Source organism: Nesterenkonia populi, assembly GCF_007994735.1.
Lineage (GTDB): Bacteria > Actinomycetota > Actinomycetes > Actinomycetales > Micrococcaceae > Nesterenkonia > Nesterenkonia populi.
The window spans coordinates 824,227-846,406 of the sequence record NZ_VOIL01000001.1; the positions used below are offsets into that span (position 1 = coordinate 824,227).

Below are 22,180 nucleotides of genomic sequence, written 5' to 3' on the forward strand. Positions count from 1 at the left end.
GCCCTCGGCGTACTATGGGAGGACCGAACCCCAGTGAGGGAGGTCACTCGTGACGGACGCACCTGAGAGCACCAGCCCGGCCGCTGGAGCGGTCGTCGGCGTCGACGGCTCCGAGCAGTCCCTGCGCGCGGCGCACTGGGCCGCCGCGGAGGCCCATCGCCGCAAGATGCGGCTGACCGTGCTCACCGCCTACTCCATGCCCGCCTTCGCCGCCTCCTCCATGGATGGGGGCTACGCCATGATGGATGATTCCGGGCTGCGCGCCGGGGCGGAGGGGGTGATCGACCAGGCCAAGGAGTTCCTGCGGGACTACCCCGGGGAGGTCGCCTACCGGATCGAGCCCGGAGACCCCTCCACCGTGCTGCTTGAGGAGTCCCGGACCGCCGAGCTGATCGTCATCGGCACACGCGGCCGGGGCGGCTTCCTCGGCCGGCTGCTCGGCTCCGTCTCCTCCGCGCTGCCGGCCCATGCGCACTCGCCCGTGGTGCTGGTGCCGCTGCAGTACTCATCCCGGGCTGAGAATGCCGTCACCACCGCCACCGGGGCCATCCCGATCGTCTCCGCCGCGGATGCACCCGGCGCTGAGCCGCCGCAGAGCCTCCTGGACCAGGGCGCCACTCCCATTCACGAGCGCGACAGCCGCCCCGTCGTCGCCGGTGTGGACGGCTCCGACTATGGGCGCGTGGCGGCGCTGACCGCGGCGCGGGAAGCCTCTGAGCGGCAGACCAGCCTCAAACTGGTCTGCGCCCTGCCGCCGGTCAGCGCCATCACCATGTGGGCGCCCACCCACATCGATGACGCCGATGCCGTCGAAGAGCTGCAGGGCAAGCTCTACGCCGGTGCGCTCTGGCTGAACTACCACTACCCGACGCTGCACATCGAGTACGAAGTCCACTCCGGGACTTCTGTGGACGTGCTGGTGGAGCAGACCCGCTACGCGCAGCTCACCGTGCTGGGCACTCGGGGCCGCGGCGGATTCGCCGGGATGCTGCTCGGCTCCACCTCACAGGGAGTCATCCAGCACGCCGAGGGTCCGCTCATGGTGGTCCCGGAGGAGGAGGACCGCCGCATCGGGAACCGTGATGAGTTCGGTCCCGTCCTTTAGAGGCTGAGCGCACACGCAGGCCCCGGGGTGTCCGATCCCCGGGGCCTGCGTGCTCTTCTCAGTGTTCGGCGTTCCGCCCTACCGCAGAGCGGGGCGCCGAAATCCTCTTATGGGTCAGCCCACGCGCTGGCCGTGCGAGGCGCCGCCCCACATCCGGCGCTCTGTGACGCCGGAGGTCGGGGTGCCTGCGTCGAGGACCATGCCGCCGCCGGCGTAGATCGCGACGTGGTAGGCGCTGCCGCGGCCGCCCCAGAACACCAGGTCACCGGGCTGAAGGTCGCTGATCGAGACGGTGGTGCCCACTGTGGACTGCAGGGCCGCAGTGCGGGGCAGGCTGATGCCGGCTGAGCGGAAGGCCGCCACGGTGAAGCCCGAGCAGTCGTAGCCGCGCGGGCCGTTGCCGGCGTGCTGGTAACGCACACCGGGCGTGTTGACGATGCCGCGGGCCGTGCTCACGGCGGCGGAGCGTGCGCCGCTTCCGCCGCTCCCGGCGGCCTGGGCCCCTGTCCCAGAAGTGGGGGACTGGGTTTGAGCAGGGGCACTGGAGGACTGGGTCGGAGCAGGCGCGCTGGAGGAGCTCGAGCTGCCGGAGCTTGATGACCCGGAGTCTGAGCTGCCCGAAGTGCCCGAGCTCCCACTCTCCGTATTCTCAAGGTGCCTGACGCGAATGGTCAGTTCCACCTGAGATGCTTGACCGGAGCCGTCGGTCAGGTCGGGGTTGTTCAGTACAGCCTGGTAGTAGTCGCTGCCGGAGCCGGAGAACCCGGGCTCAAGCTCAGCGCCGCGCTCCATGAGCCGCCGCATGTCGGCGCTCAGGTTCCCGTAGGACTGCGGCGAGGGTGCCGATGAGCTCTGCGTGGGGGAGGGTGAGGGGCTCGAGCTCCGGCTCGGTGTCGAGGAGGGAGTCGACGACGGGGTGGAGCTTGGAGTGCTCGAGGGGCTCGAGCTGCTCTGGGAGGGACTCGGCGTGGAGGATGGTGTGGGTGAGGCCTGGGAGTCGAGGTAGCGGACGTGCTCACGCATCGCGCCGAAGTCGAACGAGCCGTCCGAGTTCATGAACGTGTCGTTGCTCTGCGCCAGGGTGTAGTAGTTCGAGGCGCTGGAGATGTCCTCAAGCTCTGCGGCTTGGCCCAGCAGGTCCTGCTGATCGGAGGAGAGCTGGCCGAACGATGCCGGGCCGGAGGATGCGCTCTCTGTGGGGCTCGGAGTGGAGCTCGGGGTCGGGGCAGCCGTTTCGCTGGGAGTCGGCTCCTCCGAGGGGGTCGGCTCCTCAGAGGCAGTCGGCTCTTCAGAGGGCGTCGGCTCCGCGGTCTCGCTCGGGGTGGGGGATGCCGTTTCGGAGGGGGTCGGCGTCGCAGTCTCGCTGGGCTCCTCGGTGGGGGTGGGCTCAGCGGTTTCGGAGGGCGACGGCGAGCTGCTCTCCTCGGAGGGTGCGGCTTCCCCTTCCGCATCCTCCGAGGAAGTGTTGGAGGCGGGCTGAGCCTCGACGTCCTCATCGGTGACCTCAGCCTGCTCGGCCTCAGCGCGCAGCTGCTGCACCCGGTAGGCGAGAGCCTGGTAGTCCACGTCGCCGTCGTCGTCGAGGAAGTCGGAGTTGCCGAGCACCAGCTCGTAGAACTCCTGGAGGCTGTAGCCTTCGCCCTCGAGCTCGTGGAGGGCAACCATCTGTCGGTGGACGTTCTCGCCGAGCTCCTCGACGTCCTGGACGGCGGAGTCGGTGCTGCCGGCGATCCCGGCGGATGCCTCCTCGGCCTCCTCCGCCAGTCGCTCGGCCTCGGCCTCAGCCTCGCGGGCAGCCTGCTCGGCGGCGACGGCGTCGGACTCGGCCTGCTCCTCGAGCTGCTGGTCGGTGGCGTCCTCGGCGAGGCTGCTCTCATCGCCCAGGAGCACGTCAGCGGCGGAGGTGTCCTCGTCCTCGGTGTCGATCTCGAGGGCGGCCGCGGCCTCGGCTCGTGCCTGCTCGGCGGCCTCCTCGGCCTCCTCTGCGGCGGCGAGGCGCTCAGCGGCCTCAGCCTGCTCACGCATCAGGCTCTGCTCGAGCTCGTCGGCGCGGGCACTGGCCTGGTCGATGCGGCCGGCAATGTCAGCGATCATCTGGTCGCTGGCGTCGCGGTCGCCCTTGACGCCGGAGATCTCGTCGACGGACGGTGCGTCGGGCAGCGAGGTGGTGGTTCCGCCTTCGACGGTGCCGTCCTGCCCCTGCTGCTCGACCGCATTGTTGGTGCGGTCGGCCACGATGTCGGGCAGGGTGGTCCCTACCAGCGCGGTGGTCACGATGACGGCGGTGACGGCCGCCACCGCAAGATTACGGTTCTTCACAGCAGTTCCTCACTTTGTTCCTCGGGCGCAGCGGGAGTCCACCGGGGACCGGGCCGGCACAGGTCGGATGAGGCGGAAGCGATGGGAAGCTCCTCATCCGGCTGTCGAGCGATGGGAAGGCTCTGAACCGGTTCGGTCCTTTCGTGGTGCTACTGACGATCACGTTAATTGCGAAAAGGTCACGCCCACAAGGTGTGTCGCTGTTTCTGTGATCGAGCTGTGAGGCATTGATCCTTGTGATTCCGGGGATCGAAGGTCACAAAAAGGTCTCACCGAACCTTCAAGCTACTTGAAGGTTGAGGGTTACCAAGGTTTGTCACAGGCCTGTGCTAGATCGGTCGAAGCACCCAGCGGGGCTCCAGCTTCGGTTCAGTTCCAGCCCAGACGGTGCAGGGTCTCATCATCGATGCCGAAGAAATGCGCCACCTCATGCACCACAGTGATCCGCACCTGTCGAATGACGTCCTCCCGGGTTTCGCAGATGCTCAGGGTCGGCTCCTTGTACAGGGTGATCCGGTCCGGCATCGCCCAGGGGGCCTCGCTGCGCTCCGTCAGCGGGATTCCCTCGTACAGGCCCAGCAGAACGGTGTCCGAGTCCTCCCACGGCTCCGGGATGTAGGTGTCCTCCACAAAGACTGCGACGTTCTCGATCTTGGAGGCCAGCTGCTCTGGGATGGACTCCAGAGCAACGGCGACGGCGTCGTCGAACTCCTCGTCGGACATCTCAGCGGCCATACGGCCACTCTAAGGCCGTCGAAGCTGATTTGATGCCCCTGTGCGGCACCGACTATCCTGATGTGGTCTCCATGTTGGGCACTGTCCATATGTGGGTTCGGGCCCCCATCGTCTAGCGGCCTAGGACACCGCCCTTTCACGGCGGCGGCACGGGTTCGAATCCCGTTGGGGGTACGGAGTCTTCGGCTCGGTCATGCGCAATGGCCGGGCCTTTGGCCTGAAGATCGGAATTGGACGTTGCAGGAAGATTGCTGGTAACGTTCTTCCTCGGCCGTTAAGGTCGAAACAAGTAAGAATAAGGCCCTGTGGCGCAGTTGGTTAGCGCGCCACCCTGTCACGGTGGAGGTCGCGGGTTCAAGTCCCGTCAGGGTCGCCAGGCATCGGATTCAGTCAGGGCTCTGTAGCTCAGTTGGTAGAGCGTTCGACTGAAAATCGAAAGGTCACCGGATCGACGCCGGTCGGAGCCACAAATCCGGTGTCACAGCAAAACCCCCGAGCTTCTGCGGAAGTTCGGGGGTTTTCTGCGTAATACATGGTTATCCCTCGTTTCCGGGCCTCTTGCCTGGAAGGATGTGCGCAGGCGGCCGTATCCCGCCCTGCAGACAGCGGTCATCACACACCTGAGAGGCAGGAACCAGAATGACTCAGCCCCCGACCCCTCCCGCTCCGGAGCCGAACAGTGAGGGTCCCAGCAGTCAGGGTCCGAACGCTCCGCAGCCTCCCCACCCCGGCGTGCCCCAGGGCGGAGGCAATCAGCCCCCTCCGCAGTACCCGGGCGGCTCACAGGGCAGCCTCGGCGGATCTGACGAGCCGAGGAAGAACCAGACGGAGGGCAGGGGCTTCTTCAGCGCCCTCTTCGACCTGAGCTTCAAGAGCTTCGTGGCGGTCAAGTTCGCCTCCTTCATCTATGTGCTGCTGATGATCGCTATCGTCATCGGCTGGCTGATCACCATGATCGGCACTCTCATCACCACGGTCGCCGCGGCCTCGGAGAACGGGTTCGTCGCCTTCCTCCTCTTCCTGGCCGGTGTGGTCGGGGGAACGATCTGGGCGTTCGTGCAGCTGATCATCCTGCGTGTGGTGCTCGAGTTCATGATCGCTGCCATCCGCACTGCGCAGAACACCGGTGCCGCGGTGGAGGAGCTGGAGGATCTCAACGCCAAGAAGTGAGGCGGAATGCCTTCCCCGCCGTGTACGTGACCAGCCAGGATGGGCTTCCGCAAGCTCTACCGTTCAACAGGAGTGCCTACTATGACGCAGCCGCCCAACCCGCCCGAGCAGCCAGGTGAGAACGAGAGTCCTGGCGCGCCCCATCCGCCGCCGGGCCCTGGCCGGCCCGGGTCGCAGCATCCCGCCCCTCAGCAGCGGCCGCAGGGTCAGCAGGGCTACTACCCGCACAGCGAGCCCAAGGCTCAGGGGCCCAGCTTCGGCGCGATCTTCAGCTTCGACAAGTTCCAGACGCCGAAGCACGCCAGAATCTTCTTCCTGCTGATCGTGGTCCTGGTCGGCCTGTGGTGGTTCTTCGGGATCATCGACACCGTCGTGCAGGCATCCGCCTTCCCGGGGGATTTCCCCGTATGGGCCGTGCTGGAGAGCCTGCTGTTCAGTTGGGTCATCCCTCTGCTGGTGATCGTCTTTGGCCGGCTCGGCGTGGAGCTGACGGCCGCGGCCGCGACGCTTGCGCAGAAGGGGGCCTGACAGCTGGAGAATCTCAGAGAGGGGCTCAGCTGAGCCCTGGGTGAACCCTGATCAGCTGAGGTCTGCCAGAACGGGGGCATGGTCGCTGGCGCCCTTGCCGCGGCGCTCGTCCTTGTCGATGAATGCGTGCTCCGTTCGCTGCGTCAGAGCGGGGGACGCCAGCAGGAAGTCGATCCGCATGCCCTGCCGCTTCTGGAAGCGCAGGCTCGTATAGTCCCAGAACGTGTAGACGCCGGGCCCCGGGGTGTGCGGCCGGACGATGTCGGTGTACCCGGCGTCCACAAACTCCTGGAAAGCTGCCCTTTCGGGCCCAGTCACGTGGGTCATCCGGTTCTTCTCGAAGAAGTCGATGTCCCAGACATCCTCGTCCTCCGGCGCGATGTTCCAATCCCCGGCCAGAAGGATCTGCGCCTGCGGGTCCTCAGCCAGCCACGCTGAAGCGTGTTCGCGCATCTTGCGCAGCCAGGCCAGCTTGTAGGTCATGTGCTCGTCCTCACGGGAACGCCCGTTCGGGACGTACAGGGACCAGACGCGCACGCCGTCGCACGTCGCGCCGATGGCGCGAGCCTCCTGCACCGGGTCCTTGCCGCCCTTGCCGAAGGGCGGCTGGTTCGGGAAGGTCCGCTCCACGTCCTTCAGCCCCACACGGGAGGCGATCGCCACACCGTTCCACTGGCTGAAGCCGAAGTGAGCGACGTCGTACCCGTTGTGCTCGAAGACTTCCCACGGGAAGCTCTCGTCCTTGCACTTGGTCTCCTGGATGGCCAGAACGTCCACGTCCTGACGCTCCAGGAACTCCTCCACCCGGTCAGCCCGGGCCCGCAGTGAGTTCACATTCCATGTAGCGATCCGCATCGGCAGAACGCTATCAGGAGCCGGACTTCCACCAGTCGTCGGCGATGGTGGTCGGGACGGTCCGCTTGTGGCGGGTCTTCAGCCACTGCTTCTCCAGCTTCGCAGCCGCCTCAGGGTCAATCTCGCGGCCCTCCAGATAGTCGTCGATCTGGTCGTAGGTCAGGCCCAGCTCCGCCTCGTCCAGCTGGCCCGGGTTCTCGTCCAGCAGATCCGCGGTGGGCGCCTTGGTGTAGAGACGCTCGTCGGCGCCCAGATGCTTGAGGATCTGCCGGACCTGCCGCTTGTTCAGAGTGAACAGCGGAGCGACATCCACCCCGCCGTCCCCGTACTTGGTGAAGAACCCCGTGACGCCCTCCGCGCCGTGGTCGGTCCCGACCACCAGCGAGCTGTGCTCGCCTGCCACCGCGTACTGGGCGACCATCCGTAGCCGGGCCTTCACGTTGCCGCGGTGGTAGTCCTGCAGCTGCCGCCCGTGCTCCTCGGCGAACGCCACATCCACCCCTGTGACGGCCTTCTCAATGTTGAACGTATGCGTCTTGTCCGGAGCGACGAACTCCAGGGCCCGCTTGGCGTCCTCCTCGTCCTGCTGGCTGCCGTGCGGCAGCCGCATCGCATGGAAGACGGCCTCGCAGCCCTCGCCGCGGAGCTTCTCGACGGCCAGCTGGCAGAGTCGCCCCGCCAAGGATGAGTCCACGCCCCCGGAGATCCCCAGCACCAGGCCGGCGGCGCCGGCGGCCTTGGCATACTCGGCGAGGAACGTGCTGCGTCGCTCGACCTCCTCCGCCGGGTCGATGGCGGGCTTCACACCCATCTCGTCCAGAATCTGTGCTCGCAGTTCACCCATGCCTCGGAGTCTAGCGAGCACTCCATGTCAGGCGCGTGAATGGCCGCTGAAAGAACCCTCAACACGGCGGGCGCGGCGCCGTGCGGCATCCCCCGAGCCATAGGATGCGGGTATGACTTCCATCGCCGACCGCGACCGCCTGAACCAGCTCATCCGTGACCTCGCCGTGGTGCGGGGCCGGGTCACCCTGTCCTCCGGCAAGGAGGCCGACTACTACGTGGACCTGCGCCGGGTCACCCTCCACCATGAGGCCTCCGGGCTGGTCGGCAGGGTCATGCTTGACCTGCTGGACGAGGCAGGCATCGAGTTCGACGCCGCCGGCGGGCTGACCATGGGTGCGGATCCGGTGGGCACCGCGCTGATGCACGCAGCCCGGGAGAAGGGCCGCAGCGTGGACGCCTTCGTGGTCCGCAAGAAGCAGAAGGACTACGGGATGGGGCGGCAGGTCGAGGGGCCCGCTGTGAACGGCCGCCGAGTGGTGGTGCTGGAGGACACCTCCACCACCGGCGGCTCCGCCCTGACCGCCGTGGATGGCGTGCGCAGCGCCGGCGGCATCGTCCAGGCGGTTGCCGTCATCGTGGACCGCGCCACCGGTGCAGGCGACCACATTGCCGAAGAGGCTGATGTCCCCTACCTCTACGCCTACTCCAAGACTGACCTCGGCCTGGAGTGATGGGCGAACGGCCCCGCAGCGACGCTCAGCCGAGCTGCCTCTGCAGCAGGTAGGTGCCGAGGCTGCGGCCGTGCTTGGCGCCGACATCGGGCAGGTGGCCCACAGCTCGGAACCCGAGCTTGGTGTGCAGGGCGTAGGAGGCCTCTGTCTCCACGTCGGTGAGCACTCCTATCATCTGCCGGTGCCCAGCCTCCGCGCAGCGGTCGACCAGGGCGCTCAGCAGCGCGGTGCCGGTGCCGCGGCCCCCGGCCGAGGGGGAGAGGTAGATGCTGTCCTCCACAGCGGTGCGGCAGGCGGATTTGGGCCGCCACCAGTCCGTATAGGCGAAGCCGACGACGTCTGAGCTCGCCCCCGGCTCATCCCCGTGCACCTCCGCAACCAGAAAGGGGAGTCCCTGCTGCCGCTTGTGCGTGAGGCGCTCCTCCCACTGGGCCGGAGTGGGCGCCTCTTCGGCGAAGGTCGCCACGGTGTCACGGACGTAGTGGTCCATGATCGCGGCGACGGCGGGCAGGTCGGCTGGCTGGGCGTCACGAATGATCGGTTCGGTCACCCGCCCGAGAGTAGCTGACGAGGTCAGGCGAGCGCGCGGCCGATGCGCTCCACGGCCTCCATGAGCACGGCCTGGGAGCAGGCGAAGTTCAGGCGTGCGTGGCGCTCCCCGCCGGTTCCGAAGGCATGTCCGCCCGTCAGTGCGACCCTGGCGTCGGTGAGCAGGCGCCTGGCCGGCCCCTGTATGGGCGACTCGAGCCCGCCGGCCGGCTCGTCCTCGAAGCCGTAGGCGGAGAAGTCCAGCCACGCCAGGTAGGTCCCCTCCGGCATGGTGTATCCAACCTTCGGGGCGTGCTCGGCGAGCAGGTCCCCCAGCAGGCGGCGGTTGGCGTCCAAGCCTCCGAGCAGGGAGTCCAGCCACGCGCCGCCGTCGCGGTAGGCCGCGGTCTGGGCGAGCACGCCGAAGTGGCTGGGCCCGTAGGCGACCTCCGGCGGCAGGTTCTCCAGGTCCTCGACGGCGCCCTCCCCGGCGATCAGCAGCCCCGCCTTGGTGCCCGCGAGGTTCCATGCCTTCGAGGCGGACATCAGGGTCAGACCCCTCGGATCAACTGTCAGATAAGGGGTGAAGCCGCGGTCCTCGTGCACCAGGGGGGCGTGGATCTCATCGGCCACGACTCTGACCCCGTAGGAGTCTGCCAGCTCGGCGACCCTCTCAAGCTCCTCCCGGGTGTGGACCACGCCGGTGGGGTTCTGCGGGCTGCACAGCAGGAACACCGCGGTTCCGCCCGAGGTGCGGAGGTTGAAGGACTCCTCGAGCGTCTCGAAGTCGATGCGCCCGTCTGGGCCGAGCGGGGACTCCACCACGCGCAGGCCCCCGGAGACGGGGTATTTGAAGAAGGGCGGGTACACCGGGGAGTTCACGATGACCGTGTCCGCGAGCTCAGTGATGAGGTGCAGGGCGTTGACCACTCCGCTCATCACGTCCCGGACCGGGCGCACCTGCGCTGCGGCGACCTCCCAGTCCCAGCGTTGGGCGGCGAAGCTGCGGAACGCCTCCACATATGGCCCGGTGGACGGGTAGCCGGTGTCGCCGAGGTCCACGGCCCGCCGCAGGGTCTCAGCGACCGGCTCAGCGAGGGGGGTGTCCTGCTCAGCCACCCAGAGGGGCAGCACGTCGTCGCCGAAGACCCGCCACTTGGCGGAGCTGCGCTGACGCAGCTGCTCCAGGGAGAGCTGCTCCAGAGGATTGTCGGGAGATTCTGCTGTCTGGCCCATGCGTTGAGCGTAGTACGCTCAGCCGGATGAGTCAGGGCGCCGGTGCAGAAGATGACGAGCGCGGAGATGCTGAGCCTGCGCGCGAGGTGGGCGTCGGGCCCTGGGAGGGCCCCTGGCCTGAGGGCGAGCATTGGGATCCGGAGCTGCTGGAGCAGGGGGACCGTCGCAACGTCGTCGACCTCTACCGGTACTGGAAGCGTGAGGCGGTCGTCGCGGACCTGGATGCCCGTCGTCACGAGTTCCATGTGGCGATCGAGAACTGGCAGCACGACTTCAACATCGGCACCGTGGTCCGCACAGCCAACGCGTTCCTGGCCAAAGAGATCCACATCATCGGAAAGAAGCGGTGGAACCGGCGTGGGGCCATGGTGACCGACAGGTACCAGCACGTCCGTCACCACCCCACGGTGGAGGACTTCGTCGCCTGGGCGGAGAACGAGGGGCTCCCCGTGCTGGGGGTGGACCTGTTCCCCGACTCAGTGCCGCTGGAGACCTACGACCTGCCGCGCAGGTGCGCACTCGTCTTCGGGCAGGAGGGCCCGGGGCTGAGCGAGCAGATCCGCGACGCCGCTGCGGCGACGCTCTCGATCGCGCAGTTCGGCTCCACCCGCTCCATCAATGCAGGCGTGGCAGCTGGGATCGCCATGCATGCCTGGATCCGCCAGCACGCGGCACCGGGGGTGCCCTAGAGGCCGCTGCGCGGCGGCGAGCCCAGCACGCGGGCGACTTGGCCGGCGACGGCGTCCGAGGGCTCCAGCACGGTGACGCCGCGCTCCGGGAGCTCGGCGGCGAGCTGGGCTTCGATCCGCTCCTTGAGCCAGTGGTAATGCGTGCAGGCCAGCACGACGACATCGGCGCCGGAGCCCCGCACCTCCTCAACCAGCGGGGCCAGGTCCACGACCTCGGGTCCTTCGCGTTCGACAGCGGCAGCCCAGGCGGAGCAGTCCGGCTCCAGTACGCGCGTCTGCGGCGCCCAGGCATCCTTGAGCCGCTGATAGCGGCCGCTGCGCAGAGTGGCCGGGGTGGCGCATACAGCAATGACCCCGCTGCGGCTCATCGCCGCGGCCGGCTTGACCATCGGCTCCAGGCCGACGAAGGGGATCGCCGGGATGTCTCTGCGCAGATGGTCGATGGCAGCCGCGGTGGCGGTGTTGCAGGCGAGCACCACCGCATCGCAGCCGGCATCCAGCAGCGGCTTCACACCTTCAGCGGTGAGCCGCTGCACCTCCTCGTCGGACCGGCTCCCATACGGCACGTTCGCTGCGTCGTCGGCCGTGAGCACGTCTGATCCCGGCAGCAGCTCCCGCAGGCGAGAAGCAACGGCCTCACCTCCGCGCCCGGAATCAAACACCCCGATCCTCATCGAAGAAACGATAGCCCGGATTCCTACTAGCATTGCGCTGTGCCCAGGACCGAGGATGAGGACGAGGCGCTGCTGCGCGTGACGCCTGCGAGCCGGATGGCTGCCTCCATCACCCTGGCGGTCTCTCTGTACGGGATCTCCTTCGGGGCGCTGGCGGTGGCCGCCGGCTTCAGCTTCTGGCAGACGACGGCGCTGAGCGTGCTGATGTTCACCGGCGGCTCCCAGTTCGCATTCATCGGGGTGGTCGCCGCGGGCGGCTCGCCGGCCGCGGCGTTCAGCAGCGCGACCCTCCTCGGGGTGCGCAACACCCTCTACGGGATCCAGATCAAAGCCCTGCTCAGACCCCTCGGGCTGAAGAAGCTCCTCTCCGCCCAGGTCACGATCGATGAGAGCATGGCGGCCGCCACGGCCCAGGAGACCAGGCCCGAGCAGCGGCGAGGCTTCTGGCTCACCGGCATCGGAATCTGGATCGGCTGGTCCGCCGCCACGGCGATCGGGGCGCTGCTGGGCGATGCGATGGCGGATCCGGAGGCGTTCGGCCTCGACGGGGCGGTCGTCGCCGCATTCCTGGGGCTGCTCTGGCCCCGGCTGAAGGCCCGCGAGCCCTGGGCGCTGGCAGTGGTCGCGGCGCTGGTGACAGTGCTGACGATGCCGCTTGCGCCGGCCGGTGTGCCGATCCTCATCGCCGCAGCGGCTGCGATCCTATGGGGCCTGCTCGCGGCCCGCATGGAACGTGCCTCCCAGGAGGCCGACGCATGAGCATGTGGACATGGGTGCTGCTCGCCTGCGCGGCGGCCTTCGCGCTGAAGCTTCTGGGCTATTCGGTGCCCGCCACGTGGCTGGCGCACCCGCTTGTGGGCCGCATCTCCGGGCTGCTGACCATCGGGCTGCTGGCCGCGCTGGTCGCGCTCAACACAGTCTCCTACGAGGACGGCTTCGTCTTCGACGCCCGGCTCGGGGCGCTGGCGGCAGCCGCCGTCGCCCTGATGCTGCGGGCGCCGTTCATCGTCGTCGTGCTCATCGGTGCGCTCTCCGCCGCGGGGCTGCGGCTGCTGGGGCTACCCTGAACCTATGAGCCCGATCAGCCCCACCACGCTCACCACACCGGACGGCCCCTTCACCATCCTCGCCGATGAGGAGCACGTGCTCGCCTCGGGATGGACCGCTGAGGCCGACCAGCTCCTGCAGCTGATCCATCCTTCGCTGCGCGACGAGCTGGAAGGCGCGGCGCCGACCGTGCTGGTGCAGGCGGAGGAAGCGGTGCGGAAGTACTACGCCGGCGACCACGCGGCCGTCGGCCTGGTGCCGGTGCTGCAGAGGTCAGGGCCCTTCCGTCAGCAGGCCTGGGAGGCGCTCCGCACGGTGACGCCAGGGGAGCCCATCACCTACCGGGAGTACGCGGACCGGTCCGGCTCACCCCTGGCGGTGCGCGCGGCGGCGGGCGCCTGCGCCTCCAACGCAGCTGCGCTGTTTGTGCCGTGCCATCGCATCATCCGGACGGACGGCAGCCTCGGCGGCTTCCGCTACGGCGCAGAGGTCAAGCAGAGCCTGCTCAGGCGCGAGGCGACCGTCTCCGTGTGAGTGGCCAAATTCGGCACCATCGGGAGCCGAATCAGGTCCGGATGCTGCACATTTTGGCCGCTGGGCCTTACTGCTTCCGGCGGAAGAGGTCATCCAGGATGAGGGTCACGCCAGCCCCGAGCATCACGATGTCCTTGGCGATGGGGGTGCCGACCTCAGTGGGACGCACGCCGTCGTCCTTGGTCATCTCAGGGGACTTCAGATACATCCGGAGCAGGCCGCCGGAGAACGCGGTGAGCCCTGCGCCGGCCAGCCAGGAGGGGATCGCGGGCAGCAGCAGGGCAGCGCCGAGGGTGAGCTCGGAGTCGGAGAGAACCTCCCGGAAGTCCTTGGTCTTGAGTCTGTTGACCTCGGGCATTGCCTTGGCGCCCATTTCCTGCACGCCCTCGGCGGCTTCCTCGGGCAGCTGGCGGATATCCCAGCCGGCGTTGAGGATGAGCGCGCCGGCGGCGATGCGGACGGGCATGTGGGAGAGCTTGACCTTCGGGAACATGGCGACAACCCCTGTCTGGTTCGGTTCGGGCTTGCACGGTCGCGGCCAACCTAACAAGGGAGAGGTCCTCCCGGGGTTACGTGTGGCTCTCGTCTCGTTAGGATGGGGTGAGGGCGCCGCAGACGCCGTTGTCAGTACCGACTTCACTCATAGAGGAGCATCACGTGGCCGTTGCAACGCCGGACAAGTACACCGAGATGATCGACGCCGCCAAGGCCGGCGGCTATGCCTACCCTGCGGTCAACGTGACCAGCTCCCAGACTCTGAACGCCGCGATCAAGGGCTTCGCCGATGCCGAGTCCGATGGGATCATCCAGGTCTCCACCGGCGGCGCCGCCTACTGGTCCGGCCCCTTCGTGAAGGACATGGTGACCGGCGCGAAGGGCTTCGCCGCCCTCGCGAAGGAGGTCGCGAAGAACTACGGGGTGAACATCGCGCTGCACACTGACCACTGCCCGAAGGATCACCTGGACAGCTTTGTGCTGCCGCTGCTGGAGGCTTCCGAGGCGGAGGTGAAGGCCGGCCGCGACCCGATCTTCAACTCGCACATGTGGGACGGCTCCGCGGAGGCCCTGGATGAGAACCTCCGGATTGCCGCCGAGCTGCTGCCACGCTCCGCGGCCGCCAAGCAGATCCTCGAGGTGGAGATCGGCACCGTCGGCGGCGAGGAGGACGGTGTGGAGAATGAGATCAACGAGAAGCTCTACACCACTGCTGAGGACGCCCTGGCAACCCTTGAGGCGCTGGGCACCGGTGAGAAGGGCCGGTACATCACCGCCCTGACCTTCGGAAACGTCCACGGCGTCTACAAGCCGGGCAACGTCAAGCTGCGTCCGGAGATCCTGGACGAGATCCAGAGGGCGACTGCGGAGAAGTACGGCAAGGAGCGCCCGTTCGACCTGGTGTTCCACGGCGGCTCCGGCTCGAGCCAGCAGGAGATCGAGGACGCTGTGAGCTACGGCGTCATCAAGATGAACATCGACACGGACACTCAGTACGCGTTCACCCGCCCGGTGGCCGGACACATGTTCGAGAACTACGACGGCGTGCTGAAGGTCGACGGCGAGGTCGGGAACAAGAAGACCTACGACCCCCGCGTCTGGGGGAAGAAGGCCGAGGAATCCATGGCTGCCCGGATTGTGGAGGCCGCACAGTCTCTGGGGAGTGCCGGCAAGACCATCAGGTAGGCCGGAGTCTGCTGGAAGGGGTCTCGTGGGCTTGTGCGCCCACGGGGCCCCTTCTGCGTCTGCAACACTTGCGTCACATGACAGTCCCCTGACATTGAGGACGGTTCGTCCGCTGTACAGTATCTGCATGGACGCTCCGTCCCTGATCCCTGCCGCATCTTCCTGTGAGGGCCTTCCCCGTGCTGACCACTGCCGCTGACCGGCGCAAGCTGCTCATCCTGGACTTCGACGGCACCGTCTGCCTCGGCGACGAGCCGGCGACGTTCTATGCCCGTCGTGCAGACGCCCTGGTCGCCGAGAGCGGGCTTCCTGGGCTGGGCCGGAGCATCTCCCGCATCGTGGCTCAGGCGCTGTCCGCCGACTCCCTGGACATCCCGGAGATCGAGCTGGATGCCGCCGGGGAGCCGAAGGTCCTTGCCGAGGAGGCCGAGGCGGAGGGCGCCCACCCGCTCGCATGGCCGCTCCAGGACGGGTATCAGCTGGTTCAGATGCTGGGCCGGCAGGCCGGGCTGAGCAGTCCTGAGCTGGGGACGGCCTTCATGGCAGCCCGGGAGGACATCACCCGGGAGGGGCTGGAGCAGACCGACGTCCACGCCCCGGAAGGCGCACCGGAGCTTATCGCCGAGCTGCAGGCTGCAGGGGTGCGGATTGCGCTGATCACCAACTCGCCGGCGGCCGGCTTCGAGCAGTGGCTCTCAGCGCTGGGCCTGGACGGTGCTTTCGACGTCGTCGTCAACAGTGCCCGCAAGCCCTTCGGCATGCAGGATGCGATGCAGGAGGCGGCGGGAGAGGCTCAGCTTGCTGAGTGCCGCATCCTCTCGGTCGGCGACATCTGGAAGAACGACCTGGCCCCGGCGGCGGAGCTCGGGGGCAGGACCATCCTGCTCGACCGGTTCGGCACGGGTCTGGGACGCCCGCACGAGAGGCTAGCCTCCTTCGAGGAAGCCGTCCCGCACATCCGCACCTGGGCGGAAGACTCGGCCGCCAGTTAATTCTGGGTGACGTCTGTGAAAACTCGCCTGTCACAAGTTGAGGGGCTGTTCAGCGCGACCATAGAGTAAGCATCAGGCTTCCGTGCCGCAGATCACCTCTCTGGGCTGATCGGGCTCAGGGACCTGCACTTGCACCTGGATCTATGGACTAAGGACGTTCACATGCGTATGAACACCAAGTCGGCCTTCGCGCTGGCATCCGTGCTGACTCTCTCCCTGGCTGCCTGTGCCGGCGACGAGGGCGACATCGACACCGGCGACGAGGACGCTGAGGATCAGACTGAAGAGGATGCGAACGGGGACGGCGCCGCCGACGATGAGGGCGGCGAGGCAGCCGGCGAGATCGAGTCCGTGGACTCCATCACCATCGGCCTGGTGCCCGCCACCGATTCAGCGACCGAGGCTGAGGAGGAGAACGCTGAGGCGCTGGCCGAGCAGCTCTCCGAGGCACTGGACGGATTCGAGGTGGAGATCTTCTTCGCCGACAGCTACCAGGGCGTCATCTCCGGCATGCAGTCCGGTGACGTGCAGCTGGTGATGTCCGGGCCGGTGGGCATGATCCAGGCTGAGGATGAGGCGGACGGCACCCCCATCCTGCAGTCCATCCGCTTCGGCGCGGACACGTATGTCACCCAGTGGTTCACCAACGACCCCGACACCTACTGCCTCGACGAGCCGGTGGCTGACGAGGACGGGTACCTGTTCTGCAACGACATCTACGACGAGGACTCCGGCGAGCTGGCCGAGTACGGCCCGATGGGCGAGGACGCTCTCGAGCTGATCGAGGACGGCACTCCGGTCGCCTACGTGGAGGAGGGCTCAGCCTCCGGCTTCTACTTCCCGCAGACCCAGCTCAACGAGCTCGGCGTCGAGGTGGACCCCCAGTTCGCCGGTGGTCACGACGACGCCGTGCTGAATGTCTACAACGGCGACTTCGAGATCGGCACCTCCTTCGACGACGCGCGCACCAACATCGTGGACGACAACCCGGACGTCGGCGAGGAGCTGGTGGTCTTCGCATGGGCCGGCCCGATCCCGAACGACGGCATCGTCGCCTCCGACGAGTTCACTGAGGACGAGCTGGAGGTCCTGACCGACGCGTGGCTGAGCTTCGCGGACTCCGGTGACCTGGATGAAGGCGACCCGCTCTACGACGTCTACGAGATCAACGGTCTGGCCGAAGCTGACGAAGAGGCGCTCGACGTCGCCCGTCAGGTCTACCTGGACTTCGGCGACGAGTGACCCGACCGCTCACCTTCAGCTGAGAGGAAATCTCTGAGATGCTGGGGTGCGGTCCGCGGTATGGAGCCGCGGCCCGCACCCCAGTCGTCAGAACCTTTTCACCATGATCAAGTTTGAGAACGTCGACGTCGTCTACCCCAACGGCTTCAAGGGGCTGAGCGACATCAGCGTGGACATCGGCCAGGGCGAGTTCGTCGCCATCATCGGTCTCTCCGGTGCGGGCAAGTCGACCCTCATCCGCGCGGTCAACGGGCTGGTGCCCTACACGAACGGCTCCATCAGCGTCGGGGACACCGTGGTGGACCCGAGGAACAAGTCCAAGCTGCGGAGGCTGCGCTCCAGGGTCGGAATGATCTTTCAGCAGTTCAACAACGTCGGGCGGATCTCTGTTCTCAACAACGTGCTGATCGGCCGCTCTGCTGTCACGCCCACCTGGCGCTCCCTCCTCGGCTGGTTCGGGCAGGAGGACAAGGAGGTCGCCTTCCAGTCGCTGGAGCGTGTGGGGATCGTTGACAAGGCCTATAACCGGGCCTCCGCCCTCTCAGGCGGCCAGCAGCAGCGTGTGGCGATCGCCCGCGTGCTTGCCCAGGACCCAGAGGTGATCCTGGCCGATGAGCCGGTCGCCTCCCTGGACCCGCCGACGGCGCGCAAGGTCCTCGGCGACCTCCGCCGCATCCAGCGAGAGCTGGGCATCACCTGCATCGTAAACATGCATCACCTCGATCTCGCCCGTGACTACGCAGACCGGATCATTGGGATGCGCAACGGTGAGGTCGTCTTCGACGGCACCACAGCAGAGGCGACCGACGCTGTCATCGAGGACGTCTACCAGCGGTCCCTCTCCGAGGATGAGAGCTCTGCTCCGGCCCCGGCTGCCGCAGAGGATGCCGCGGAGGCCGAGGCAGTGGGCGCGGGCCAGGCAGGGAAGCCCTGACGTGACCGCTGTCGCTGATCGGGCCCCCAGCACGGCCGAGCCCACTCCGGTGAAGCGACCAGAGCCGCCCAAGCCCCCGCTGCAGAACTACCTGCTTCTGGTCGGCATCGCGGTCCTCGCCCTCGCCTTCTTCTGGTGGACCCGGGAATCCACTGAGGTGCTCTTTCTGCCCCTGGGGTTCACCACCCTGTGGGCGCCTCAGTGGCCGCTGATCGGCTTCCTGGTGATGCTCGGGGTGCTGGCGCTGTGCTGGTTCACCCGCACGGGTGCGATGGCGGCCTTCGGAGCGCTGAGCTTTGTGATCATCAGCTACTGGGCCGGCGCCAACATCTACTTCTTGGACCGGATCACCGAGCTGCCGGGCCGCCTGACCGGCGGAAGCACCCGGGAGCAGCTGGTCGGCTACTTCAACCCGGACTGGTCCTACCTGCTCTTCTCCAACGTGGCCGGCACCTCCCGGCCGATCTGGGGAGAGTGGCTGATCACTCTGTGCATGGCGATCGTCGCCACCATCATCGGCTGTCTGATCGGACTGCTGCTCGCCATGCTGGCCTCGCCGGTCTCCAGCCCCAACAGGTTCACCAGCCAGGGAGTGAAGAGCCTCAACTCCGTGGTCCGTTCCATCCCCGACGTGGCATGGGCGCTGCTCTTCGCGGCGTTCATCGGCAGTACAGCCTACGGGTTCGGTGCGCTGGCGGCGGTCCTGGCCCTCATCATGTTCAACATCGGGATCGTCGCCAAGCTCTTGGGCGAGTCCATCGATGCCGTGGAGATGGGGCCCCTGGAGGCCGCGGACGCCGCTGGCGCCAGTCTCATTCAGCGCGACCGGGCGGCTGTGCTGCCGGCCGTGATGCCCAGCTTCATCTCCTACAGCCTGTACGTGTTCGAGCTGAACATCCGCGCCTCCGCCGCTCTCGGCGTCGTGGGAGTGGCCGGCATCGGCGGAGAGCTGAGCCGGCAGATCGGCCGCATGTCCCAGGGCTATGAGAACGTCGGCGCGATCCTGTGGGCGCTGGTGCTGGTGGTCCTGCTGGTGGACCTGCTGTCCCTGTGGATTCGGAGGAAGCTGCTGTGAGCCACGGGTATAAAATCGCCTCAGCCGTGGTCGGCTCTGTGCTGCTGGCCGCGGTCAGCTTCCTGCTGACCTACACGCCGGCCGCCGAGTCCTCACCGGTGCTGCTCCGTGCCCTGTGGGGTCTGGCGATCTGCAGCGCCGTCGTCGCGCTCGGCGCAGGCATCTACGGGCTCGCCTACCTGCGCACCGGCCGCCAGCGTGCCGAGGAGCACCGTCGCATCTCGTCCGGGGCCTCCGGCTACAGCCCGGATCGCCTGGACATGCGCCCGGTCAAGCCGGTCAAGTTCTGGTACAATATGGCGCTCATCTTTGTGGGCGTGCTGTTCATCTCGGCCGCCGCCGGCACCGGGATGACTCTTTCCGCCCTTCTTGAGATGCCCGCCCGCATTTGGGACTACAGCGTCCAGATGGTCAGCGGGGTGGCCCAGATCCCGGATGAGGACGCCCGCGACGACTGGTCCAGTGCGTTCGAGGCGATGCTGGAGTCCGTGGCGATCGCCTGGATCGGCACACTGGTCGGGGCGATCTTCTCCCTGCCCTGCGGCATTCTCGCGGCCCGCAACATGGCCCCGCTGGCCATCTACATCCCCATGCGGTTCATCCTTTCGGTCATTCGCGCGGTCCCGGAGCTGGTGTTCGCCGTGGCGATCTTCATCCCGCTGCTGGGTGTGGGACCGGCTCAGATGGGCGGTGCGATGGCTGGTGCCTTCGCGCTGGGCATCAGCTCCATCGGTACGCTCTCCAAGCTGATCTCTGAGGCGATCGAGGGCGTGGACCCGGGCCCTCTGGAGGCCTCCACCGCGGCTGGCGCCACCCATGTCCAGCGCGTCCGGTGGGCGGTGCTTCCGCAGGTGCTGCCGGAGGTTCTGGCGATCTGGCTCTACCGATTCGAGGTCAACATCCGTGCCTCGGCCATCCTGGGTGCGCTGGGTGCAGGCGGCATCGGCCGTCTCATCAGCCCGCCCAACGGGCTCTTCGGCCAGCGCCCCTACGACTGGGAGGCGATCGGCATCACCCTGTTCGTCATCATCGCGATCACCATGGTGGTGGATCAGGTCTCCGGGTTCGTCCGGCACCGGGTCATCCATGGCGCCAAGGTGAGGCAGAAGAAGTCGAAGAGGGGCAGCGGCGGCTCCGCTGAGGAGACCAGGGCCGCCGCAGTGCCGGTGTGAGCCTGTTCCCGGTTAGGCTGGGGCCATGTCTATCCTCGGCAAGAACCTCATGGAGCCTGAGCCCACCCTGCTGCCCCCGGAGCCGGAGGTGACTGAGTCCCTCGCAGCCGGCGAGGAGCCGGTGGACCTGGCGGCCAAGCACCCCACATCGTCGTTGGTGTGGGCGCTGCTGGCCGAGGACGCGCTCGACGGCGGCTACACCGTCGAGGGCTACGCCTACGCCCGCGTGGGCTACCACCGCGGCTTGGACTCCCTGCGCCAGAACGGCTGGAAGGGCACCGGCCCGGTCCCCTACAGCCACGAGCCCAATCATGGGTTCCTGCGCGCCCTCTATTCCCTGGGCCAGGCGGCCGCCGCCATCGGCGAGGAGCAGGAAGTCCTCCGCATCAGCAAGCTCCTCGACGACTGCGACCCCAGCGCCGAGGAGCAGATCGCCAAAGTTCGCGGCTAGGCCTGCACCCAGGCGATGGGGTTGCGGATGCCGTGGCCCTCGACGTCGTCGTGGTGCTCCGGCAGTGAGGGCCCTTCGGTGAGGATCCCGTACTGCTCCGCGAAGGCGTCCACCTCCTCGATGCTCAGCGGGTCCGGAATGTCCCGATGCTCGGCAATCTTCTTCATCGCCTCCTGATAGCGGAACGGGGCCCCGGTATCCATCGGGTAGGCATCCCAGTCCACACCGATCACCTCAGCCCGCTCCTGGACGTGCTCCGCGGCGAGCCGCTCCCACTCCTCGGGGCTCACCAGGGCAGGCGAACGCACACCGTGGGCGAAGAGGCTCACAAAGATCTCCCTGTACGGCTCCGCAGTCTCCAAATACTCGGAGAAGACATCGAAGCTCGGCTGTTTGTGGAACCTGTTCCAGAACGGCACCGACCGGGTCGCCAGCGTCCAATACGGGTCCACGTGCGTGTACATCTGGGCCAGCATCCGGTGGCCCCCGTCGCCGAGGCGGTCGTACCAGTCCCGGTACAGCTCCGCGACGAAGGCCGAGGAGTCCTGGGGCTCGTTCGTATACAGCCGACGACGCCGAAGCCCAGCCTGCTGCGCGAAACGGTCCACGTCCTCGGTGAGTGCGGGAGCTGTCCCCCACTCTCCGTCCGGGGTGCGGGTGGTCGGCTCCGGCGGGGACCAGGACCGGCGCTCCGAGCCCTGATCGGCGAGGAACTCCGCGACGCGCTCGGAACCAGCGGTGTACTCCTCCTCCGGGAGCCCGCCGAGGCAGCCGAACTGAAAATAGCTGCGCTGTCCGGTCTCCGTGGCCCGCCAGGTGCGGGTGCTCTCCAACGTGAGCAGGACCCCGTCAGGTGCCAGGTGGGTCCGGATGAACTGCTCATACACCGGTCCGAGCTCCTGGCGCTTGAGGCGGAAGAACGCCGCCTGCTGCATCATCGGACGGTCCTGAGCCGGGTCATGCATGTGGTGCACGGTGACCCGCGGGTTCTGCGCGGCGATCTGTCGGGCCGCGGGGGCCCACGCCTCCATGGCACCGGCGATGTCATCCGGGTGCGTGTCGCCGTCGGCGAGCGACACCAGGGTGGTCTGCGGCAGGTAAGGCGCTCCCAGCGCGGCGGAGAGGAAGAACGCAGCACCGGAGACCGCACCCACCACGATCACCGGGAACTGCTGGGGCCGTCCTTCGGCGTCGTCCTTGGAGTACTGGTCCACCACCCATTGATCAATGGTGTCCGCCCTGATGTCTCCGAGCTTGGTGGGCGACAGGGCCTCCGCGCGGCCTGCCCACTCAAAAGCTTTGGCCCGAGCGCCTTCAGGCAGCGACGCGGCGACGCCGGCCAGGCCCTCCGAGGACGGGCCGGTGCCCATCGCCGCGTGTCCCTCACCCTCGAGGAACCCCGAGACCGCACGGACCGCATTGATGGAAGATTCGAAGTCGGTGACGAGGCGGGCTCCGTCTGTCACTGGCGGGCCCCCTTCCGGCGGGAGCAGAACCACCGCAGCAGCTTCACCGCCGCCAGGATCAGCAGAACCTTCGGCATGGCGAACTTCGCCAAAACCCGTGCTTTCAGAAACGTGGTCATCATCTTCATCAGTGCTGCACCCATAGCACCGACCCTAGTCAGCGCCCCTGGGCGATTCCTCAAAGCCCGGTTGGTAGACTCCAGACGGTCCATTCGCCAGTTCTCTCAAGGA

25 protein-coding genes and 3 tRNA genes are annotated in these 22,180 nt (G+C 67.5%); 18 read left to right on the plus strand and 10 right to left on the minus strand.

Going from position 1 to position 22,180, the window contains the following annotated elements:
• Window positions 1–49 precede the first annotated feature (49 nt).
• Window positions 50–1,105, plus strand: a complete 1,056-nt coding sequence (locus tag FWJ47_RS03890; RefSeq protein WP_147104367.1) for a universal stress protein — start codon at window positions 50–52, stop codon at window positions 1,103–1,105.
• Between the two features lie 114 nt (window positions 1,106–1,219).
• Here the strand turns inward: FWJ47_RS03890 and FWJ47_RS12140 are convergent, their stop codons facing one another.
• Window positions 1,220–3,424, minus strand: a complete 2,205-nt coding sequence (locus tag FWJ47_RS12140) for an NlpC/P60 family protein (RefSeq protein WP_211358962.1) — start codon at window positions 3,422–3,424, stop codon at window positions 1,220–1,222.
• Between the two features lie 369 nt (window positions 3,425–3,793).
• Entirely contained in the window at window positions 3,794–4,159 is a 366-nt protein-coding gene (locus FWJ47_RS03900; protein ID WP_147104370.1) for a metallopeptidase family protein, read from the minus strand.
• 101 nt (window positions 4,160–4,260) lie between these two features.
• Between FWJ47_RS03900 and FWJ47_RS03905 the strand changes: the two genes are divergently transcribed.
• From FWJ47_RS03905 to FWJ47_RS03925, 5 genes are all read left to right on the plus strand, one after another.
• A tRNA-Glu gene (locus FWJ47_RS03905) sits at window positions 4,261–4,333 on the plus strand.
• A gap of 125 nt (window positions 4,334–4,458) precedes the next feature.
• Window positions 4,459–4,535 (plus strand) — tRNA-Asp (locus tag FWJ47_RS03910).
• 18 nt (window positions 4,536–4,553) lie between these two features.
• Window positions 4,554–4,626: transfer RNA gene (locus FWJ47_RS03915), tRNA-Phe, on the plus strand.
• A 172-nt stretch (window positions 4,627–4,798) separates the two neighbouring features.
• Window positions 4,799–5,329: a DUF4282 domain-containing protein gene (locus tag FWJ47_RS03920; RefSeq protein ID WP_147104373.1), complete on the plus strand. Its 531-nt coding sequence runs from the start codon at window positions 4,799–4,801 to the stop codon at window positions 5,327–5,329.
• A gap of 81 nt (window positions 5,330–5,410) precedes the next feature.
• Window positions 5,411–5,857 carry a DUF4282 domain-containing protein gene (locus FWJ47_RS03925; RefSeq protein ID WP_170228467.1) on the plus strand — a complete coding sequence of 149 codons (447 nt, stop codon included), beginning with the start codon at window positions 5,411–5,413 and terminating at the stop codon, window positions 5,855–5,857.
• 51 nt (window positions 5,858–5,908) lie between these two features.
• Here FWJ47_RS03925 and FWJ47_RS03930 read toward each other — a convergent pair whose 3' ends face one another.
• Together FWJ47_RS03930 and nadE are read right to left on the minus strand one after the other, a co-directional pair.
• On the minus strand, window positions 5,909–6,712 hold the full coding sequence (locus FWJ47_RS03930) for an exodeoxyribonuclease III (RefSeq protein ID WP_147104378.1): 804 nt from the start codon (window positions 6,710–6,712) through the stop codon (window positions 5,909–5,911).
• A 13-nt stretch (window positions 6,713–6,725) separates the two neighbouring features.
• Complete coding sequence (gene nadE, locus FWJ47_RS03935) at window positions 6,726–7,556, minus strand: ammonia-dependent NAD(+) synthetase (RefSeq protein WP_147104381.1); 831 nt, start codon at window positions 7,554–7,556, stop codon at window positions 6,726–6,728.
• Between the two features lie 112 nt (window positions 7,557–7,668).
• Here nadE and pyrE point away from each other — a divergent pair, with 112 nt between their 5' ends.
• The gene (pyrE, locus tag FWJ47_RS03940) at window positions 7,669–8,229 is read left to right on the plus strand and encodes an orotate phosphoribosyltransferase (RefSeq protein ID WP_147104385.1); all 561 of its coding nucleotides are present in this window, start codon (window positions 7,669–7,671) and stop codon (window positions 8,227–8,229) included.
• 25 nt (window positions 8,230–8,254) lie between these two features.
• Here the strand turns inward: pyrE and FWJ47_RS03945 are convergent, their stop codons facing one another.
• Complete coding sequence (locus FWJ47_RS03945; RefSeq protein ID WP_147104388.1) at window positions 8,255–8,779, minus strand: GNAT family N-acetyltransferase; 525 nt, start codon at window positions 8,777–8,779, stop codon at window positions 8,255–8,257.
• 23 nt (window positions 8,780–8,802) lie between these two features.
• Window positions 8,803–9,993 (minus strand): MalY/PatB family protein, encoded by a 1,191-nt coding sequence (locus FWJ47_RS03950; RefSeq protein ID WP_147104391.1) that lies wholly within the window; start codon window positions 9,991–9,993, stop codon window positions 8,803–8,805.
• Between the two features lie 26 nt (window positions 9,994–10,019).
• Here FWJ47_RS03950 and FWJ47_RS03955 point away from each other — a divergent pair, with 26 nt between their 5' ends.
• Window positions 10,020–10,682, plus strand: a complete 663-nt coding sequence (locus tag FWJ47_RS03955) for a TrmH family RNA methyltransferase (protein WP_147104394.1) — start codon at window positions 10,020–10,022, stop codon at window positions 10,680–10,682.
• Here the strand turns inward: FWJ47_RS03955 and FWJ47_RS03960 are convergent.
• A complete protein-coding gene (locus FWJ47_RS03960; protein ID WP_170228468.1) occupies window positions 10,679–11,356 on the minus strand; it encodes a glutamate racemase in 678 nt (225 codons plus the stop codon). The two genes, FWJ47_RS03955 and FWJ47_RS03960, sit on opposite strands and share 4 nt — an antisense overlap.
• Before the next feature lie 96 nt (window positions 11,357–11,452).
• Here FWJ47_RS03960 and FWJ47_RS03965 point away from each other — a divergent pair, with 96 nt between their 5' ends.
• The 3 genes from FWJ47_RS03965 to FWJ47_RS03975 are packed head-to-tail and all read left to right on the plus strand — an operon-like array spanning window position 11,453 to window position 12,937.
• Entirely contained in the window at window positions 11,453–12,115 is a 663-nt protein-coding gene (locus tag FWJ47_RS03965) for an AzlC family ABC transporter permease (RefSeq protein ID WP_147108899.1), read from the plus strand.
• Window positions 12,112–12,423 (plus strand): AzlD domain-containing protein, encoded by a 312-nt coding sequence (locus tag FWJ47_RS03970; RefSeq protein ID WP_147104400.1) that lies wholly within the window; start codon window positions 12,112–12,114, stop codon window positions 12,421–12,423. Before FWJ47_RS03965 ends, FWJ47_RS03970 begins: the two co-directional genes overlap by 4 nt.
• Before the next feature lie 4 nt (window positions 12,424–12,427).
• Window positions 12,428–12,937, plus strand: coding sequence for a methylated-DNA--[protein]-cysteine S-methyltransferase (locus FWJ47_RS03975; RefSeq protein WP_147104406.1), 510 nt, complete (start codon window positions 12,428–12,430; stop codon window positions 12,935–12,937).
• A 67-nt stretch (window positions 12,938–13,004) separates the two neighbouring features.
• Here FWJ47_RS03975 and FWJ47_RS03980 read toward each other — a convergent pair whose 3' ends face one another.
• Window positions 13,005–13,430 (minus strand): hypothetical protein, encoded by a 426-nt coding sequence (locus tag FWJ47_RS03980; RefSeq protein WP_147104408.1) that lies wholly within the window; start codon window positions 13,428–13,430, stop codon window positions 13,005–13,007.
• Window positions 13,431–13,594: 164 nt separating this feature from the next.
• On the opposite strand from FWJ47_RS03980, the gene fbaA reads away from it, so the two are divergent.
• The 7 genes from fbaA (at window position 13,595) to FWJ47_RS04015 (ending at window position 20,483) form a co-directional block, all read left to right on the plus strand.
• Complete coding sequence (gene fbaA / locus FWJ47_RS03985; RefSeq protein ID WP_147104411.1) at window positions 13,595–14,617, plus strand: class II fructose-bisphosphate aldolase; 1,023 nt, start codon at window positions 13,595–13,597, stop codon at window positions 14,615–14,617.
• 179 nt (window positions 14,618–14,796) lie between these two features.
• Complete coding sequence (locus FWJ47_RS03990; RefSeq protein WP_170228469.1) at window positions 14,797–15,609, plus strand: HAD family hydrolase; 813 nt, start codon at window positions 14,797–14,799, stop codon at window positions 15,607–15,609.
• A gap of 162 nt (window positions 15,610–15,771) precedes the next feature.
• A complete protein-coding gene (locus FWJ47_RS03995) occupies window positions 15,772–16,851 on the plus strand; it encodes a phosphate/phosphite/phosphonate ABC transporter substrate-binding protein (RefSeq protein WP_147104418.1) in 1,080 nt (359 codons plus the stop codon).
• 103 nt (window positions 16,852–16,954) lie between these two features.
• The gene (phnC, locus tag FWJ47_RS04000; protein ID WP_147104421.1) at window positions 16,955–17,785 is read left to right on the plus strand and encodes a phosphonate ABC transporter ATP-binding protein; all 831 of its coding nucleotides are present in this window, start codon (window positions 16,955–16,957) and stop codon (window positions 17,783–17,785) included.
• Window position 17,786: 1 nt separating this feature from the next.
• Window positions 17,787–18,860 carry a PhnE/PtxC family ABC transporter permease gene (locus tag FWJ47_RS04005; protein ID WP_170228470.1) on the plus strand — a complete coding sequence of 358 codons (1,074 nt, stop codon included), beginning with the start codon at window positions 17,787–17,789 and terminating at the stop codon, window positions 18,858–18,860.
• Complete coding sequence (gene phnE, locus FWJ47_RS04010) at window positions 18,857–20,032, plus strand: PhnE/PtxC family ABC transporter permease (protein WP_147104427.1); 1,176 nt, start codon at window positions 18,857–18,859, stop codon at window positions 20,030–20,032. Before FWJ47_RS04005 ends, phnE begins: the two co-directional genes overlap by 4 nt.
• Window positions 20,033–20,057: 25 nt before the next feature.
• A complete protein-coding gene (locus tag FWJ47_RS04015; protein ID WP_147104431.1) occupies window positions 20,058–20,483 on the plus strand; it encodes a DUF3151 domain-containing protein in 426 nt (141 codons plus the stop codon).
• On the opposite strand, the gene FWJ47_RS04020 is transcribed toward FWJ47_RS04015, so the two are convergent.
• The gene (locus tag FWJ47_RS04020) at window positions 20,480–21,949 is read right to left on the minus strand and encodes a hypothetical protein (protein ID WP_147104434.1); all 1,470 of its coding nucleotides are present in this window, start codon (window positions 21,947–21,949) and stop codon (window positions 20,480–20,482) included. The two genes, FWJ47_RS04015 and FWJ47_RS04020, sit on opposite strands and share 4 nt — an antisense overlap.
• Window positions 21,946–22,092, minus strand: a complete 147-nt coding sequence (locus FWJ47_RS12030) for a hypothetical protein (RefSeq protein WP_170228471.1) — start codon at window positions 22,090–22,092, stop codon at window positions 21,946–21,948. The genes FWJ47_RS04020 and FWJ47_RS12030 overlap by 4 nt, the downstream gene beginning before the upstream one ends.
• Window positions 22,093–22,180: the final 88 nt, after the last annotated feature.

Excerpts from the sequence above, each read along its gene's own strand:
- FWJ47_RS03900 (WP_147104370.1), bottom strand. The coding sequence starts at position 4,159 with ATGGCCGCTGAGATGTCCGACGAGGAGTTCGACGACGCCGTCGCCGTT.
- FWJ47_RS03920 (WP_147104373.1), top strand. The coding sequence starts at position 4,799 with ATGACTCAGCCCCCGACCCCTCCCGCTCCGGAGCCGAACAGTGAGGGT.
- FWJ47_RS03925 (WP_170228467.1), top strand. The coding sequence starts at position 5,411 with ATGACGCAGCCGCCCAACCCGCCCGAGCAGCCAGGTGAGAACGAGAGT.
- FWJ47_RS03930 (WP_147104378.1), bottom strand. The coding sequence starts at position 6,712 with ATGCGGATCGCTACATGGAATGTGAACTCACTGCGGGCCCGGGCTGAC.
- nadE (WP_147104381.1), bottom strand. The coding sequence starts at position 7,556 with ATGGGTGAACTGCGAGCACAGATTCTGGACGAGATGGGTGTGAAGCCC.
- pyrE (WP_147104385.1), top strand. The coding sequence starts at position 7,669 with ATGACTTCCATCGCCGACCGCGACCGCCTGAACCAGCTCATCCGTGAC.
- FWJ47_RS03950 (WP_147104391.1), bottom strand. The coding sequence starts at position 9,993 with ATGGGCCAGACAGCAGAATCTCCCGACAATCCTCTGGAGCAGCTCTCC.
- FWJ47_RS03955 (WP_147104394.1), top strand. The coding sequence starts at position 10,020 with ATGAGTCAGGGCGCCGGTGCAGAAGATGACGAGCGCGGAGATGCTGAG.
- FWJ47_RS03960 (WP_170228468.1), bottom strand. The coding sequence starts at position 11,356 with ATGAGGATCGGGGTGTTTGATTCCGGGCGCGGAGGTGAGGCCGTTGCT.
- FWJ47_RS03965 (WP_147108899.1), top strand. The coding sequence starts at position 11,453 with ATGGCTGCCTCCATCACCCTGGCGGTCTCTCTGTACGGGATCTCCTTC.
- FWJ47_RS03970 (WP_147104400.1), top strand. The coding sequence starts at position 12,112 with ATGAGCATGTGGACATGGGTGCTGCTCGCCTGCGCGGCGGCCTTCGCG.
- FWJ47_RS03975 (WP_147104406.1), top strand. The coding sequence starts at position 12,428 with ATGAGCCCGATCAGCCCCACCACGCTCACCACACCGGACGGCCCCTTC.
- FWJ47_RS03980 (WP_147104408.1), bottom strand. The coding sequence starts at position 13,430 with ATGTTCCCGAAGGTCAAGCTCTCCCACATGCCCGTCCGCATCGCCGCC.
- FWJ47_RS03995 (WP_147104418.1), top strand. The coding sequence starts at position 15,772 with ATGCGTATGAACACCAAGTCGGCCTTCGCGCTGGCATCCGTGCTGACT.
- phnC (WP_147104421.1), top strand. The coding sequence starts at position 16,955 with ATGATCAAGTTTGAGAACGTCGACGTCGTCTACCCCAACGGCTTCAAG.
- FWJ47_RS04015 (WP_147104431.1), top strand. The coding sequence starts at position 20,058 with ATGTCTATCCTCGGCAAGAACCTCATGGAGCCTGAGCCCACCCTGCTG.
- FWJ47_RS12030 (WP_170228471.1), bottom strand. The coding sequence starts at position 22,092 with ATGGGTGCAGCACTGATGAAGATGATGACCACGTTTCTGAAAGCACGG.